Origin of the sequence: Thermoleptolyngbya sp. PKUAC-SCTB121 (assembly GCF_016919485.1) — a bacterium.
GTDB classification, from domain to species: domain Bacteria; phylum Cyanobacteriota; class Cyanobacteriia; order Elainellales; family Elainellaceae; genus Thermoleptolyngbya; species Thermoleptolyngbya sichuanensis.
Genome location: NZ_CP070366.1, coordinates 3,944,948 through 3,960,614, shown reverse-complemented (window position 1 = coordinate 3,960,614; position 15,667 = coordinate 3,944,948). Strand labels below are relative to the sequence as shown.

Here is a 15,667-nt window from a genome sequence, read left to right as displayed (position 1 = left end):
ACTGAGGCTAAAGGCGCTCAGTACCTAGACAGGGTTCTCCTCAGAAGCGTTTCTCGTGAAAGCCCGTCTGCCTCGATCTACCGAGTGGTGCTCTGCCAAGTCTGTTCCGACAAAACCACTTAGATAGATCATTCATTCAACTTATGAAACTAGCCTCAACGTTTGCTCTAACGGCGATCGCCGCTGCGGTTTCCGTCCTGTCTGCTCTGCCCGCCGAAGCGCTAAGCATGTTCCGGGACACTGGTCCCAAGTTCAGCCAGGGTCTACCCCCAACGGGCGTGATTGACTTCGAGACACCTGCTCCTGGCTTCTACAATACGTTTAACGAAGACTATGGCGATATCATTGCCACAGGTAATAGGCTGCGGATTCTGCCTGCAAGCTCTGCGGTCGATAACTACCTGCGTCTGAGAAATTTAAGCGGCAGCAACGTCACGTTCACCAGCGACTACAAAACCTGGGACTCTTTCGGGTTTTTATTTAGAGGTAGGAGCGGTCCTAGTGCAGACATGAACATCGTTTTTAATCTGGTCGGCGGTGGCACCTTTTCCACTACCCTTTCCTATTTGCTTGGCCTATCGGATCCTGGTAACTACTTCAGCTTTGTGGCTGGTGTCGGTGACCCCACCATCGAATCTGTCACCTTTACTCGAACTAACGGCTGGATTAATATCGACAACGTAGCTTACCGAGTTGTGCCCACGCCAGCGCTGCTGCCTGGCATTATTGGTATGGGCATTGCGGCAATCAAGAAGCGCCGTGACGGAGCGCTAGAAGAAACTGAGGCCGATGCCGAGGCCTAGAAGGGTTCGCTGGAGGGCGCTCAGGGCTGCTTTGCACTGAGTGCCCACTTAGATGAAACATCCAGACAGGTTTCTTGAGCCTGCTCGTCCTTATTCTGGCCTGCGTTAGATGCCGTTGGGATCTAGCCAGGCCTTTGTTGCGTCATTTTTTTTCGCGTCATTTTTGTTATAAACAGGCTGCTGGGTTGTTGCAGACAGGTTGCTTGCAGGCAGCTTGGAACTGCCGGGTTCTGGCCCTAAACCGCGGCCAGAGGCAGTTGTTGCAGACAGGTTGCTTGCAGGCGGGTTAGAACCGGCCCCTCGTTAACTTGCTGCTGGCTGAATCTGCCAGTGGTCGAGCGCAAGGCGATCGCCAATTGCGAGTGCCCTTCGAGCGCTGATGGATTGAGTCGCTGGGGCATCGGCTCGTCCAGTGCTGAGCCAAACCCCAAAGCCCATCCACCCATCCGGGCTTCCTTTAGCCAGCTCGGTGCAGCGACGCGGGCACGCTCAGGTGACAGGTTCGCAGCGGTGGGAAGATCGTCTCTCCATTTACTTCTACGCCGACGGCTCCATCTACGCCCAGCGCCAAGGCGACCAGTTCGTGCTTAGTCTGGGGGTTGGGAAAGCGACCGGTCAGCAAGACGATCGCCCCCCGCTGGCTGACGCGCAGCCCCAGCAGATCAGTCTCGCGGCAGTGCTGACGAAAACAGTGTTCGACCCTCTTGGAGAGGCCGTCGTAGTCAAATTCGCCGCATAGCCCAACCCGCTCTGGCGGAATGCGTCGGAAGAGCGGCAGAACGGGAGAAAAAACTGACAGAGCGCCAGAGCTGTCGCTACTCTGGTTCTCTTCTGGCTCTGAAAGAAATTGCCGTAAGCTCATCTTGAAGGATGCCACCTTAAGGGTTATCAAAGCCAAGACATCAACAAACGGGGAAGACACGAGATCGAGAAGACACAAAACAAGCGTGATCCTGAACCTGCAATCCGGAGGGCGATCGCCCAAGTCGTCATGCCCTAAAGCCGCCCCATCATAGGGGAAACCCAACTGAGAAAAAGGCAGCGGGGAACACGTTCGGGCGGCGGCCCATCTTGCTCCTTAGCCATAAGTCCTATGCAGCCATATTGCAGTCATATGCAAACAGATAAGGTGTAAACGGACGCTCCAACGGACGCTCCGGGCAGTGCAGGGATTGCACTTTCAAAAGCCGCTATACGGACACAACATCCCAGTCGCTTTTAGAAACCGGAAGAGTCTGGCAAGAAAAGCTATTTCTTGATAAAAACTTTTCGCAGACTTTTGCGTTTTCCGTATTTCAACTGAGTGTGTCGCACAACGTATACACAAACATACCGTATAGTCCGCAGAAGATCAACCGATTTATGTAACAATTATCACTTTAACTGATCTGCTTGCGGATCTTCGCGCATCAACTCCGTAAAATTCCGTATGCCTCCAATGAGGATAGGCTAAATCTTCATGGTGTCACTTACAGTCGGGCACGACTTAGGATTCACCCAGGAAGTTCCCGACGGGCAGCCCCACAGAATTGAGCCTGACTTTCTGAGGTCAAATCCTCCAGTGTCCTGCTGCCGAAGCTAGATCACCTGAAATTACCCTCAGGACTTACGCACTTGCGATTAAGTTTTCTGGGTTTTGGACGATTTCTCGCGGGCGCAGCCCGCGAGAAATCGTCCAACTGCGTAAGTCCTAACCCTCTTCCAATTGGATTACGTAAGATTACGGCGGGTCGAACGACAACAAGCGACTGACCGACTCATCGGTGTTTTTAGCTACAGGTCGATTGGGCGAAATTTCGGATGGTGAAGACGAGGATTGTGCTGCGTTTAGAGCAGCAGCAGAGTTGGTCGCTGGGCTGGTTAATGCGACTTTCGGAGGATTGAGAGCAATCGCCCGCTGCACGTCCACCATTCGGCGGGCCTGGTCGCGGGTGATACTTTCGGTCGTGTTGCCCAGCCCTGGTGCATTCCAGCGCTGCGTGTCGGGGTCGAGAAAGGCGCGGGTGCGGGCCCACAGAATCGCCTCTTCGCCTGTGATTCCCTGCTGGCGGGCTTCCAGCAGCCGATCGAGATAGCCGCCCCGACTCAACGCCGCACGGGGCGATTGATTCGCCAGATCAATGCCGTTTAGCTGTTCTGCCAGACTTAGCTCTAGTCCTAGGTTGGCGGCGGTCTGCTGGAGCTGCTGCGCTTGCCGCTGGAGCCGCTGGATTTGCTTGCGGTCGGCTTCGGCGGGCGAGGCTGCGCCGTGCTGATAGGAGAATGTGCCCAGGTTCCATACGCCATTGCCCGGATCGGTATGCCCCTGGTAGGCGGCTGTGTAGTCGCCGCGTGGGGTGCGCGTGCCCTCGGCGCTGCCTACGGCGATCGCCACCAGCGAGTCTACCCCGCCTGCAAACGCCGCCTGAAGCATGGCGGGCAGCGCTGCGAGAACTGGACTTTCTGAGGAGACCGACGCTACAACAGGAGCGATCGCCGCCGGAACCAACTCTAGATCAAAACTCAGCGCCGGGTCTTTGGCAGCGGAGGGCGACCCCGCCAGCGCTATAGAAGCAGGGGCTTCAGAGTGGGAACCAGGGGGCGAGTCTTGGGATGGGGGAGCCTGGCCTAACGATGACACCACAGAGGGTGGCGCAGATTGTGTCTGGACTTGTACATTTCCTTGATTGGGCTGGGCCGGGCTGGGCGGTGGGGGCGGCAATTTTAGCTGAGCCGCAGTTCGCCCCTTTCCCAATGGTGGCTCGGTGGCCTGAGGAGGCACAGGCAGCGGCGCGATTGGCGGCGGGTCGGCAACGGGGTGTTCCTCATTAGAGGGGGCGATGTCACTTTGCAAGGCTGAAGCCAACGCTACAGTCGTAGCGTCTTGTGAGCCAGTGGCCAGCGGACTGGTGGCGGGCAAATTAGCAGCAGCAGGAAACTCCAGCGACACCCGATCGGGAGAAAGGGCGATCGCCGTCTGGTTTACAACTGACCCCGCCAGCACTAGCGCCATCGACCCCGCCAGCAGGCCCCTGAACCCACTCCACCGGGAAGCCGACGACTTTAGAACCAGCGTCAGCGATGGGGCGGGCGAGTGGTCAGCCCCCTCCAGCGGATAGCCGCCGACGATATAGCCCAGGATTGCCAGTTCTGCCATGTTGGGGGTTGGTCTGTCGGGGAAGAGTATAGGGGAGGAGCGGGGAGTCAGGGCGATCGCAGCAATCGGGTCAGCAGTGCGGACGACGGTTCCACCAGGGCCCAGCGGCCATCAGTCTGTTTTCGCAGCGTGGCGAAATGCAGCACCTCGCCACGCCCCAGCGCTTGCCCTTCTTGCACGCTGCCCAGACTAGGCCGCCGCAGCCCACACAGCCGCAGCAGATAGGCAGGCACTTCAGGACTGGAAAACACAACGCAATTCCCAGCGGTTGGCTGCATCTGTCCGTCAAATGGGGCATAGACCCGCTGACCTGCCAAGTCAATGGAAATATCGCCCAGCCCCGCCAACACGCGATGACCCGCGATCGCACTTCCCGGCTGGATTTGCCAGGTCTGATGGATGAGCACACTGCGAGCGGTTGGCGGTTCCTGGGCTATGCCACAAGCTGTCAGGGGAATCAGCAGGGCGATTCGCAAAGCGTTCGCGCAAGCGGTGTGGCACACTTTCTCTACGGAAATCGCCCCCCACATGGGCCGCCGATTCCGATACGCGCCTAATGGGTGCTTACTTCTTAAATACAAAGTCATAGCCCACATACTCATTGCCCTCGTACAGCACCACAAACCAGGTCTGCGGGTCAAACGCCAGGGGGTAGGCTTCGCGGTCGGCGGGCACTCCGGCGCGAATCTCGACCTGCGGCAGCCGACAGTAGGGTTCGCTGATCACTGCTTTCACCTGCTCCCGGCTGCTGCGCTCAGGAATGCTGAGCAGTTGTGAAAGCTTGTCGCGGTGCAGCACCGACTGCGACTGCACCACCTCCAAACACTTGTTGCTGACGGGCTTGGGACGGCGATCGCCCAAATCCGTCATCAGCATCGCCAGCATCAGCAGCGATCCACCCATCACCAGATAGGACGCGGGATTTTTGCGTTCGGGTTTACGGCGCTTCATCATTTCCTCCTTCGCCAACTAGCACGAAGCAAGACAACACAATTAACAGCCAGGCCGCTCCAAGAAGTACGCTCATAGGAATTAAGGGGGGTTAGGGGGTTAACTTAGAGCCAGAATCCGGTCAGGAAGAGTCCAGCAGCAATCAGACAGAGGCGATAGCCCAATAGCAGCGACAGACGAGGAACTCGGAACGACAGGGCCGTTGCCACGATTGCAGGGGTGAGTAGGGCGATCGCCACAGGAACCCAAAGCTGCGGCAGCGCCACTAGAATTTGGTGCGTCGCCACCCGAAACAGCACACCACCTGCCAGCCAAACCCCCGCTTCAGCACAGAACGACAGCGGCTCGCTCGGCGGTTGCAGCCCTTTCGCCAGCCTTCGCCCCCAAGCTGGATAGCCAGCCGACGATTGGGGGCGAGTCCGTCTGACCGCTCGCCCTTTAGAAAGAGCAGGGTCAGCCGACACAGAAGAACGCGGAGTAGCTGGGGAAGCCGCTGGGGATGAACCGTTTGCTTCGGGCGGAGCAGGGGCAAGCTGAATTTGCATAGGACGGATTTGCATGGGGCACGTTAGCGCAAGGGAAAGCTTGGGAAGCCCGAAGCCCGGTCTATCCGACAATTAGCAATTAGAAGAGTCGCAGGCGATTCGGGAATTCAGAACACCAACTTCAGGTCGGGCTTGGAACGAAGCAGGTTTACAGCGGGTTTAAAGCAGTGCAGTTAAAAACAGGCAGTGCAAGATCGTGCAATGCAATAAGGGGGGGCAGTAAACGGTGGGCAATCAGCAGTGGGCAATCAGCAGTGGGATAAGCGAAAGTGGCGATCGCACTAGCGTTGCGGAGCAACCTCGCCCCCAAAAAAACTGCGTTCCTTTAGTTTAGTACAATTGTACTTAAAACGTAAATGATCTAACGCCCTGGCTTTTGTGCGCTTTTTCTGGAGGTCAGTGTCTGGCTCGTATTCCCATTCTCTGAACGATTTCCGCCGCTTTTTCCCACGCCATCTCGCCTATCTCGTGCGCCCAGCGACGCAGCAACGTTATGATTCCTTCTGTATCACGCACTTGCTGGGCCGTCCCCCGATCCTCAAACCCATGGCCTCTCCCTTGTCTCCCGAACACGCTTCGGCTGCCCGCTCAGTCCGCACCAGGGTATGGCTTTCACGGCTCGCACCCTACCTGTTTCTGGCTCCGGCACTGCTGGTCTTGGGGCTGACGATTTTTTACCCCGCGCTCAACGCCTTCTACCTCAGCTTCACCCGGTTTGAATTTGACATCACCCAGCCCCCCGCCTGGGTCGGCACTGCAAATTTCCAGCGCCTCGTCCGCGACCCCATCTTCTGGCAAACGTTGCGAAACACGCTGCTTTACTTGATTTGCGTTGTTCCTATCTTGGTGACGCTGCCGCTGGGCCTGGCCATCTTGGTAAATCGGGCATTACCGGGAATTGGCGGGTTTCGGGCAGCGTTTTATACGCCTGTGGTGATTTCGATGGTGGTAGCGGGGATCGCCTGGCGCTGGCTCTATGCCGAAACGGGGCTGCTGAACCAACTGCTGCGCTGGCTGGGGCTATCGGAGGCGGGTGTGCCCTGGCTGACCAGCCCACAACTTGCCCTGTTTAGCGTCATGGCGGTGACGATTTGGAAAGGGCTGGGCTATTACATGGTGATTTACCTGGCAGGGCTACAGGCAATCCCAGCAGATTTATACGAAGCGGGGGCGATCGATGGCTCCACGGGCTGGAAAAAACATTGGGACATTACAGTGCCGCTGATGCAGCCCTATCTGCTGCTGGTGGCGGTGATTTCTGCCATTTCGGCAACGAAGGTGTTTGAGGAAGTGTTTGTGATGACGCAGGGCGGCCCGCGCAACAGTTCCAAAACAATGGTTTACTACGTGTACGAGCGGGCGTTTCAGGATTTGGAATTGAGCTACGCTTGTACGATAGGGCTGGTGTTGTTTCTGATTATTTTGGGTTTGTCGGTGCTGCGGCTGATGCTGCGTTCGGAATCGCCAGATTTGCCAGGTTGACGCATGATTTCTGACGATTTCTAACAAAACCTCGGCAAAACCCTTGCAAAACTTTAGATAAAACTTTCCGGTTAGCTTCTAGAAAGCTTCGCCGTATAATGTCTGGGCATCTATCATTTGCATGAACTGAACATTTGCATGAACCGAATTTTTAGCCGAATTGTTCTAAGAGGATGTTTGAAAAGTCCTACTGTTTGTAGCAAAGCGTGCAAGATTCCCCTAAATCCCCCTTAAAAAGGGGGACTTTAAGGCGGTTTCCCCCCTTTTTAAGGGGGGCTAGGGGGGATCTCTGAGTGCTTAACATTACAGGCGATACCTTTTCAAACACCCTCTAAGTGCATTCCTGAGTGCATCCCACTAAGTAACCCGACTGACACTAACCCGACTGAACTCGTCTTGATAAGCTGCTCGGTTACATTCGATCCTTGTTGTGCTGACTTGATTGTTTCGCTGATTTGATCAGATTTGCGTCCTGCCTGCGTCGTCACCGTTGCCATCAATCCTTAAAATCTGACTACACAATCCTGTGATAGCGGTTTATCCTGGTAGCTTTGATCCTATTACCCTGGGGCATCTCGATATCATCGAGCGTGGCAGTCGGCTATTTGGTCGGCTGATTGTCGTTGTCATGCGGAATCCCAGCAAAACGCCGCTGTTTCCGGTTGATCAGCGGGTAGCACAGATTCAGCAGGCGACTCAGCACTTGCCGAATGTCGAAGTTGACACATTTGATGGATTGACCGTGACCTATGCCAGAATGCAGGGAGCAAAGGTCTTGCTGCGGGGGCTGCGTGTCCTCTCTGATTTTGAGAAGGAGTTGCAGATGGCCCACACCAATAAGACCCTAGCTGAGGATATCGAAACTTTCTTCTTAGCGACTTCGAGCGAGTATAGTTTTCTGAGTAGCAGCCTAGTTAAAGAAATCGCCAAATTTGGCGGCCCTGTTGATCATCTCGTCCCTTCCGCCGTCGCGTTAGATATCTGCCAATGCTACGCCAAGACTCCCCCAACCGCATTGCCCCAGACCGCAACGGAACCAGCGCCAACGCCAGCCTCAATGGAGAGGCGAGCCGAGTCGGTGGAGTAGATATCCAGCGCGAACTGGCTAAGCTGGAAGAGATGATCCTGGAAGGATCGCGGCTGCCGATTATCAATCGGACGCTGATCAACGAGGATCAGGTGCTGGATCAGCTAGAGCTGGTGCAGATGAACCTACATCCGGCTTTTGAAGAGGCGAAGAAACTGCTCCAGCACAAGGAAGAGATTTTGCTGGAGGCGGAGCAATACGCCCAGGAAATCATCGAAACGGCAGAGCGGCGGGCCGCGCAAATTCTCGACGAGATGGGGCTAGTGCGGCAGGCAGAGCTTGAGATGAAGCAGATTCGCCAGCGTGTGCAGCAGGAATGTGAAGTGGCCCATGAGCAGGCGATGGTAGAAATCGAGCGGATGCGGCGGCAGACTCAGCAGGAGATTGAAGACATGCGGCGGCGGGCGATCGCCGAATGTGAGGAAATCCAGGCCGGTGCAGATGACTACGCCGATCGCATTTTGCAAGATCTAGAGCAGCAGTTTTCCGATATGCTGCGTGTTGTTCGCAATGGCCGGGGCCAGCTCCGTCCCGAAGCTCCGGCGCGAAATCTGTCGCGGGGAGGCGATCGCCCTAAGAAATAGAGTCAAGAAATAGAGTCTTGGGGCTGAGTCTTGGGGCTAGCGACTGAAGTCTAGCCCTGATCTCTGATCCCTGCTGCTCTGCTTTCTGGGTTCAACCAGCGCCCCTCGCAGCGGCTCGGTCAGCTTCTGGTAGGTGGTGGCCAGCAGCATGTCGAGGTGGGCGCGGAGGCGATGCCACTGCTGGAGGTTGGGGCGATAGGTCTGGTTGTCTTGCTTGAAAAACAGGGGTGCTTCCAGCAGATGAGCTGCGGTTGACTGGCTGGCGGCAGTGGGGATGAGCAGCCCTGTGTCCAGCATCGGCACCAGTCCGGGTGGCAGATGCCCCTCCAGCAGCGCGAGAATGTGCTGACGACAGGCCGTGGTGTCGATGCCGCGCCGTTCTAGCGTGTGCAGCACGCTGTCGAGGGTGACGGGGTATTGGGGAAAGGTTCGCAGCAGTTCCATCAGCAGGTAATAGTCGCTGGTTTGGTGGCGCGGCCGATTGAGCACCTGCGGATGCAGCGGCAACACAGCCAGACCGTAGGCGACGCGGCTACAGGCAGTAGAGGCGTGGCTTGCCGACAGGTAGGTGTCTTGAAGAATGGTGGCGTTGGGCAGCTTTTGGTGCAGCCAGCGGGCGATCGCCACCAGCGAGGCACTGCCCCCAGAGCAGACCACCTGGCGAATTTCCAGCCGCGACAGGCCGGTTTGCCGCAGCAGTGTGTTTAGCTCCCGATTGAGCCGCTCCACGTAGGGCAGCAACACCCGACTGCTGAGGTCGTGGCGCGTCAGGCTGAGGGTCTGGTTGCCCAGAGTGAGCGCCACTTGTTCCTGCTGCTGGAGCGCAATCTTGACCCGCTCGGCGACATGCAACAGCCAGAGTCCCAAATCGGAACTCCGCAGGCGTTGCAGCATTCGGTGGCGGTGGGCCGGGTCGGGATCGCCCACGGCGGGCAGGGTCAAGTCGTCCCATCCTACGGCGAGCCAGGGGTCGGCTGCCGCTTCGGGAGAAACAGGAGGTTCGTGCCAGTCTGCTCCGCCCGGTTTGTGGGACAAGACGTTGGACGATGTTGGGCGATCGCCCTCATTCTTGGAAATTTCGACCTTGGGAGTTTCGACCTTGGGAGTTTCGACAATAGGGCGCTGCGGGCCGTGGGTTTGGCGTACCCAGGCAGGATACACCAGTTGAGTCAGAATGTCTTGGTCGAGGGCTGTGCCCGCGTAGGGCAGCGTGCGAGTTACGAAGTCGCAGGGGCTGAGGTGCTGCAACTGGCTGGGTAAGTTCACCAGTGCTAACTCTGTCAGCGTTGCGCCTGCGCTCAGCACCAGGGTTCCGCCCTGCCAGTTGCCGCTGTAGAGGTCGGCGGGCTGGGCCGGGGCAGGCGAGAGCCGGAGCGGACGCGCATCGGGGCTGGGCAAGCCAGACAGCAGCGTGGCGATCGCCTCTTCCAGCAGAAAAATCTGCTCAGGCCGGCGAACCAAACGAGCCGACAAAATCGCCTCCCGCAGGTTGAAGCTATAGGTATCTGACCAGTTGGCGGGATAGCTGACAATCACGCCCGTCAACTGCCGCAGCGCAAGCTGAAACTGGGCTTCTTCCAGATCCACTGCGCCGCAGGTGAGCAATGGGATTGTCGTGGCAACATCTTCGGAGGCATAGCCGCCCGTTGAGAGGGTAAGGCTCACCAACAGCGTCCGTAGCGCTTGCTGAAACAGGCTCAGCGGCAGGGCCTGGGCATCACTCCAGCGGGCGACGGGTTCCCATTGCAGCGTCTCGGTAGAATAGTAGGGCACGCCGACTTGCAGGTAGGGCTTGAGGTGGCTGAGAGTGAGCCGGTGGGGCTGTTGGGTGCGCGGATGGCCGAGGCTGGCAGAGAGGGGGGCGATCGCAATGGGAGCCGTATTTTGATCCTTCTCATCTACCGCGCTGAGTTGCACCTGCACGGGCAGCCGAAACGTCTTGCGGGCAGGCAGGCGATTGCGCTCCGACGCAGGCGGCAATTCCAGCCAGTAAACCGGGTACAGCGCTCCCGCTGGATATCGCAGCAGCACTGCCGAAATGCCCGTTGTTCCAATGTCCAACCCCAGATACCACTGGACATTCTCAGCCTGCTTTGCCGATGCTTCAGCGGGTTTGCCTGCCTGGGGCGAACCAGATCCAGACACACCCGACAGGGCAGACAGCAGCCGCGACAGCGCCTCCGGAGCAATCCCCAGAGTTTGCATCAAATCCTGTAGCTCTAGATCTGGCTCATAGTCTTCTGGATCAAAGCTTTCGAGCCAGGGTTGCAATGGGTCAGTTGCAGACAGCGGCAACTCGGCAGCAGGAGCAGCGGCAAAATCTGGGTTTGGGCCCGAATTGCCTCCGGCAGCGGACAGCAGTTCCCAATCCGGCTCAGCACTATTGGGGACGGCGGGTGTTGGGCTGGAGCCGCCCGAAGCCTCTGGGTTCGCGGGGGTTGGGCGGATTAGAGGATTTTTTTTTTGCCTCGCTGGAGGAATCAGGCGAATCCGCAGGCTGCGCCTCATCCACCGGATTCACTGGATTCCCCAAGTCGGCCGCAGGAGCGGGTTCTGCGTCATCCAACAAACTGGTCAAATCGGCTGCGGTTAGGCTGGTGCTGGGCGACCCTGGCGGCGGCACAGGAGTCACCTCGCCGACCGACGGCAAATCTTCAAACAGGCTCTCCAAGCCGCTCAGCGTCAATGCTGCCTCACCCGGCGGCGGCGCAGGCACCGATAGCGATAGATTTTCTAGGATGCTATCCGGGAGGGAGTCGCTGGGTGGGGGGACGCTGGGTTGGCGCGGACTGGGCTGCGGGGCAGGCGGCAGTTCTGCAAACAGGTCTTCGAGGCTGTTGGGAATTGCCGGAGGGGGAGCGAGGTCGGGGGAGTTCGCAGGAACGCCCTGGGACGGCGCAGGCGAGGCAGGCACGGCAAAATCCGCCGAAAAATCTTCAAGACTGGCAGACTCTAACCCGACGTTCTCGGCAGGCGTGGCTGGGGGCGCGGCTGAGGGCACTTCTGCGGGAGATACGGCAGCACTATCTGCGCTAGAACCTTCTAGTCCAGAGAATAGATCCTCAGCAAGCAGATCGCCGGAAAAATCACTAGAAAAATCACCAGAGGAGTCATCCGAAAAATCGTCAGCGAACGAGTCCTCTAATGATTCCTCCACTAAGGGCGAGTAATCCGCTGGATGGAGGGGTGTTTGCACATCGGCGATCGCCCCCATTCCGTCCAATGGGGCAAATGGTGCAGGCTCCGTTTGCATCACCGCCTGAAAGTCGCTCAGGCTCAGGTCTTCTCGGTCGGGCGGCAGTTCGGTTTCATCCAGCGCGTTGACCCAATCCGCCAGCGATTCTGGTGTGGTCAGAGGAGCGATCGCTTTTTCGGGCAGGGGGGTGGAGAGTCCCGGCGGCGGCCCGTCCAGCAGCAGCGTCATCTCGTCGTCCGACCCATCTTCGACAGGAAACAGGCTGGAGATAAACAGATCCTCTTCCGTCGGGGCATTTTGAGCGAAAGAACTGCCCTGCCAGTAGGATTGACCTTCGTCAGTCGGGTCGGCAACCGAACCCGCAGCGGGGAACGGATCGGGCGACTCGCGCAGCGATTCCTGCGGGAATTGCCCCCAGTCTGCCAGCGAATCTGTAAAGCTACTGCTCGTTTCAGAGTCCGTTTCAGATACGTCTGTGGCGGGCGCTGCTGCGGACGAACTGAGGGCAGCCAAGTCGGTGCTAAAGGCATCCGCCGCTAGCCCTTCCAGATCTGATAAATCAGCCACAAGCTGCTCCAGCGTGGTCTGGGTCACCTGTACATCGGGACGGGGACTGGACAGCACATCGTCGCCACCCAACAGGTCTTCGCCCGGATTTGCAGGCTCGTAGCGATCTTCGGCATCGGTCGCCAGTCCACTCGCTGGCAGCCCCACCGCCGACTCTTCTGCGGATTCTGCCGCCATCAGTTGCAGCAGGTCGTTGAGGGAGCGGATCACCTCCGGCTTGTTGGGCTGGGGCGAAGACAGGCCACCGTCCGGCTCCTCGGCGGGGGGCGGCTCTGGAGATTCCCCAAACAGCAGATGCTCGACTGCTTCGGGCGATCGCTCTGTGGAATGAGGCGGCTGCAAGGCGGAGGACTCGGTTTGCGCCGTCGGCTCGGCTGGATCTGCTATTTCTCCAGCACGGGCTTCCCCAGCAGCGGCCGCAGCAGGGACATTCATGAACTCGCTCAACAAATCCACCAGTTCATCAACGCTGGGGCTGGCGATCGCCGCATCGGTCGCATCGGTTGCATCGCTGGCTGGGTCTGCCTGTCCGCCAAACAAAGCCTGATCCAGGCTGTCCAGGCTACCCAACTCGGCATCAATGGGGGGCGTATCGCTCAGATCTGTTAGATCAGTCAGATCAGTCGAACCAGACAGATCAGGCAGATCGGATTCACCTTCACTCACCGAACTGGGTTCTGCTACGTCCGTCATATCGGGGACAAGCTGAACGCGCGATCGCTGTTCCGCATCCGACAGGTGTTGATCGACTGGCTCTTCATCTGCCGTCTCTGCCGTCTCTCCGGTGGCCCCAGCCGCGTCTATGCCAAACAGGCTCTCGTAAAACGCATCCAGTTCGTCATAGGAGTCTGTACCGCTAACAGAGTCGGCATCCAGTCCAAATCCCGTCGTCAGGTCGGCGCTATCGGGCCCGTCGGTGGAGCCTGCCTGCTCTAGCTCGGCATCCAGTTGGGTACTAATTTGCCCCAGTAGATCTAGCGCCGAGTCCAAATCTTCAATTGACAAGCCTGGACTGACGGAGGCTTCTTCTGTCTCTTCTGTCTCTTCAGCCTCCTCAGCATCGACCTGCAAGACCGTGCGAGGATCGCCCAGTGGCTCATCCGGCCGGAAATCCGTCATCGCCGACTCGTCAATCTGAAACATCGTCAGGTCTTCGTCGCCATCGTCTAGCGATGCAAACTCCGCGTCGTCCTCCAGTTCTGGCAGTTCCGGCACCGATGCCAGTTCCAGCCGCTCTAGCTCCTGAGTCAGCAGTTCCAATGCTTCTAGGTCGTCAATTTCGTCCAGCAGCCCCGGATAGGCAGTGGAACCCATGGGGCGGGTATCGGCAGGCATTGGGTCTGACTCGCTTTCGGAGGCCACACGGTCAGCCGCACCAGAGTCCGGGCTGGGTTCCGGCACCTGGAATACCGTCAGTTCCTCATCCAAATCGAGTTCTGGCACTTGGAACACGGTCAAGTCTTCATCCGAAACAGGTTCCGGCACCTGAAATACCGTCAGTTCGTCTTCCAGTTCGCTGAGGAGTTGGTCGATTGGGTCGAGGCTGTCGGACTGCGGACGGGCAGACGAAGCAGCAGTTTCCAGCGAGGCAGGTGGCCACTGTTCCGTGGCTGGCTCTGTCGTCGGCTGTGGGGCAGGCGGCTCGGCAGGCGGGCGGGCCGACGACTGGGGCAGGCTAGTAGCGGGCTGCCATTCGGCATCTTGAATCGAGGCCTGGAGGTAGTGGGAGGCTTCTCGGCTAAGCTGTTCGGCTAGGCGGTTCACCATTGCCGCAAAGATGGACTCGCCCTGCTGCCCCAGGGTATTCATCTTGTCCAGCCCCAGGCTGAGCGATTCCTGATAGGTTTCGATGTTGCTCTGGAGCGACTCGAAGATGACTCGTAGGCTGTTGTCTAGCTTCAGCAGCAGTTGGTCAGACTGAGCCTGGATGCGCTGAATTTGCTGGAGGCGCTCGGCGGGCGTAAGGGCGGGCACCTCAGTTGCAGATGGGGACACAGCCGAGTCAGATGCTTCTGATGCGGCAGAGGGGCGATGTGGCTCTGCAACGCTGGCACCAGCACCCGCAGCCTGAGCCTCGATCTCCGTCAGCATTTGGGCCACCTGCCCCGATAGATCTGCCTGCAACCGGCTCATCAGCGTTTGCAAAAACTCGGAGATGAGGCGCTGCTGGTCAGCGGCGGGCAGCGTGGCCGCAGGCGGCGGTGTGGCATCCGTCAGCACGGCCTGTTGGCGCTGAGATTCTAGCTCGTGAATTTCTTGCAGGAGGCGATCGCGCTGGCGATACAGCACTTCCAGGTCATTTCGCAGCGGCTGCATCACCGTCGTCCGCAAGTAGGTCATCTCTTGCAGCATGGCTTGCAGCACCTGTTGGGCCGATTCCGCAGGCGAGGTCGGCGACAGGGGCACCGCATAGCCCTGATTCATGGGGTCGTGGGCGAGGGCGCTCCCCGCTGCTGGGGTTCCCTGCTGCTGCATTTGGGCCAGATAGCGTCGGGTTTCCTCCAGGACACGGCGCTGTTGGTCTGCCTCGCCGCTCATTACCCAAGGCAGCCGGGGGCTGGATTTGCCCAGCACCTCGTCGATCGCCCGAATTAAGTCCTGAAGTTGCGCCGGTTGATACGTCACGGTTGTCTTGAGGGGAACGAAGGAAGCGGCCTGGAGTTGCCGAAGCTGGCAGGTCGATGGGTTAAAGGTTTGCCTGGACTAGGTTTACCTGGACTGGGTTTACCTAGAGTGGATTTGCGAGTGGATTTGCCTGAACTGGGCTTAGCTATTACGCTTACGCTTGCCGTCGTGGACTGGATTGACCTTCGGATTGACCTTCTGGATTGACCCTTCTGGACTGACTTAGGGGTAGCTTAGCGGTTCGCCCACGTAACGACTCGCCGATGGCGGTTGGCTTGCGGTTGGCTTACGTAATTGGCTTACGTAAGTAGTCGCTATGCATACGCCAAGTCCATGTATCCCCAGTCCCCCAAGTCCATCGATGATTTAAGTACGCCTACTCAAGTACATCTATATCGCTCGCTTATATCGCTATAGGATTCCCCAAAAACGTCGCTATTCTTCCCATGCTGCAAGAAAAATCAACGTTTTGGAGCTACATTTTGGGTTGAACACTCGCTCAAGACTTGAATTTCAGGGCTTGAGTGTAAGACTTGAATGCAAGGCTCCTGGGGTGAGGCACATCCAGCACTGTAGAGCGTGCCCAAATTTTAGTGTGTAATTGCGTAATTGGAACCACGGTTTATGGGCGATCGCTCTTCTAGTCTAGATCGGCGTTCTTCTGAAGAGACGGGCGTTTTGAAAGATTTGT

General features: G+C 58.0%; 11 protein-coding genes. 4 read left to right on the top strand and 7 right to left on the bottom strand.

Features of this window, described 5'->3' with window-relative positions:
* Window positions 1–143: 143 nt before the first annotated feature.
* Window positions 144–803 (top strand): PTPA-CTERM sorting domain-containing protein, encoded by a 660-nt coding sequence (locus JTM80_RS16230; protein WP_172354286.1) that lies wholly within the window; start codon window positions 144–146, stop codon window positions 801–803.
* Between the two features lie 303 nt (window positions 804–1,106).
* Here JTM80_RS16230 and JTM80_RS23135 read toward each other — a convergent pair whose 3' ends face one another.
* The 6 genes from JTM80_RS23135 to JTM80_RS16205 form a co-directional block, all read right to left on the bottom strand.
* Window positions 1,107–1,241, bottom strand: a complete 135-nt coding sequence (locus JTM80_RS23135) for a hypothetical protein (protein ID WP_255548784.1) — start codon at window positions 1,239–1,241, stop codon at window positions 1,107–1,109.
* Window positions 1,242–1,260: 19 nt separating this feature from the next.
* The gene (locus tag JTM80_RS16225; protein WP_205369825.1) at window positions 1,261–1,665 is read right to left on the bottom strand and encodes a hypothetical protein; all 405 of its coding nucleotides are present in this window, start codon (window positions 1,663–1,665) and stop codon (window positions 1,261–1,263) included.
* Window positions 1,666–2,523: 858 nt separating this feature from the next.
* Window positions 2,524–3,939, bottom strand: a complete 1,416-nt coding sequence (locus tag JTM80_RS16220) for a hypothetical protein (protein ID WP_205369824.1) — start codon at window positions 3,937–3,939, stop codon at window positions 2,524–2,526.
* A gap of 47 nt (window positions 3,940–3,986) precedes the next feature.
* Window positions 3,987–4,469: a hypothetical protein gene (locus JTM80_RS16215; RefSeq protein WP_205369823.1), complete on the bottom strand. Its 483-nt coding sequence runs from the start codon at window positions 4,467–4,469 to the stop codon at window positions 3,987–3,989.
* A 34-nt stretch (window positions 4,470–4,503) separates the two neighbouring features.
* Entirely contained in the window at window positions 4,504–4,893 is a 390-nt protein-coding gene (locus tag JTM80_RS16210) for a hypothetical protein (RefSeq protein WP_205369822.1), read from the bottom strand.
* Between the two features lie 101 nt (window positions 4,894–4,994).
* Window positions 4,995–5,450: a hypothetical protein gene (locus JTM80_RS16205; RefSeq protein WP_205369819.1), complete on the bottom strand. Its 456-nt coding sequence runs from the start codon at window positions 5,448–5,450 to the stop codon at window positions 4,995–4,997.
* 531 nt (window positions 5,451–5,981) lie between these two features.
* Between JTM80_RS16205 and JTM80_RS16200 the strand changes: the two genes are divergently transcribed.
* From JTM80_RS16200 to JTM80_RS16190, 3 genes are all read left to right on the top strand, one after another.
* Window positions 5,982–6,917, top strand: coding sequence for a carbohydrate ABC transporter permease (locus JTM80_RS16200; protein ID WP_205369817.1), 936 nt, complete (start codon window positions 5,982–5,984; stop codon window positions 6,915–6,917).
* Window positions 6,918–7,443: 526 nt separating this feature from the next.
* Window positions 7,444–8,004, top strand: a complete 561-nt coding sequence (gene coaD, locus JTM80_RS16195; protein WP_172354292.1) for a pantetheine-phosphate adenylyltransferase — start codon at window positions 7,444–7,446, stop codon at window positions 8,002–8,004.
* The gene (locus JTM80_RS16190) at window positions 7,905–8,588 is read left to right on the top strand and encodes an ATP synthase F0 subunit B (RefSeq protein ID WP_172354293.1); all 684 of its coding nucleotides are present in this window, start codon (window positions 7,905–7,907) and stop codon (window positions 8,586–8,588) included. The genes coaD and JTM80_RS16190 overlap by 100 nt, the downstream gene beginning before the upstream one ends.
* A gap of 2,380 nt (window positions 8,589–10,968) precedes the next feature.
* On the opposite strand, the gene JTM80_RS16185 is transcribed toward JTM80_RS16190, so the two are convergent.
* Window positions 10,969–14,976, bottom strand: coding sequence for a hypothetical protein (locus tag JTM80_RS16185; RefSeq protein ID WP_205369815.1), 4,008 nt, complete (start codon window positions 14,974–14,976; stop codon window positions 10,969–10,971).
* Window positions 14,977–15,667 lie beyond the last annotated feature (691 nt).

Bases quoted from the DNA above. Each gene is read 5' to 3' on its own strand.
- JTM80_RS16200 (WP_205369817.1), top strand. From the start codon at position 5,982: ATGGCCTCTCCCTTGTCTCCCGAACACGCTTCGGCTGCCCGCTCAGTC.
- JTM80_RS16190 (WP_172354293.1), top strand. From the start codon at position 7,905: ATGCTACGCCAAGACTCCCCCAACCGCATTGCCCCAGACCGCAACGGA.
- JTM80_RS16210 (WP_205369822.1), bottom strand. From the start codon at position 4,893: ATGATGAAGCGCCGTAAACCCGAACGCAAAAATCCCGCGTCCTATCTG.
- JTM80_RS16220 (WP_205369824.1), bottom strand. From the start codon at position 3,939: ATGGCAGAACTGGCAATCCTGGGCTATATCGTCGGCGGCTATCCGCTG.
- JTM80_RS16225 (WP_205369825.1), bottom strand. From the start codon at position 1,665: ATGAGCTTACGGCAATTTCTTTCAGAGCCAGAAGAGAACCAGAGTAGC.
- JTM80_RS16205 (WP_205369819.1), bottom strand. From the start codon at position 5,450: ATGCAAATCCGTCCTATGCAAATTCAGCTTGCCCCTGCTCCGCCCGAA.
- JTM80_RS16215 (WP_205369823.1), bottom strand. From the start codon at position 4,469: ATGTGGGGGGCGATTTCCGTAGAGAAAGTGTGCCACACCGCTTGCGCG.
- JTM80_RS16230 (WP_172354286.1), top strand. From the start codon at position 144: ATGAAACTAGCCTCAACGTTTGCTCTAACGGCGATCGCCGCTGCGGTT.
- JTM80_RS23135 (WP_255548784.1), bottom strand. From the start codon at position 1,241: ATGGGCTTTGGGGTTTGGCTCAGCACTGGACGAGCCGATGCCCCAGCG.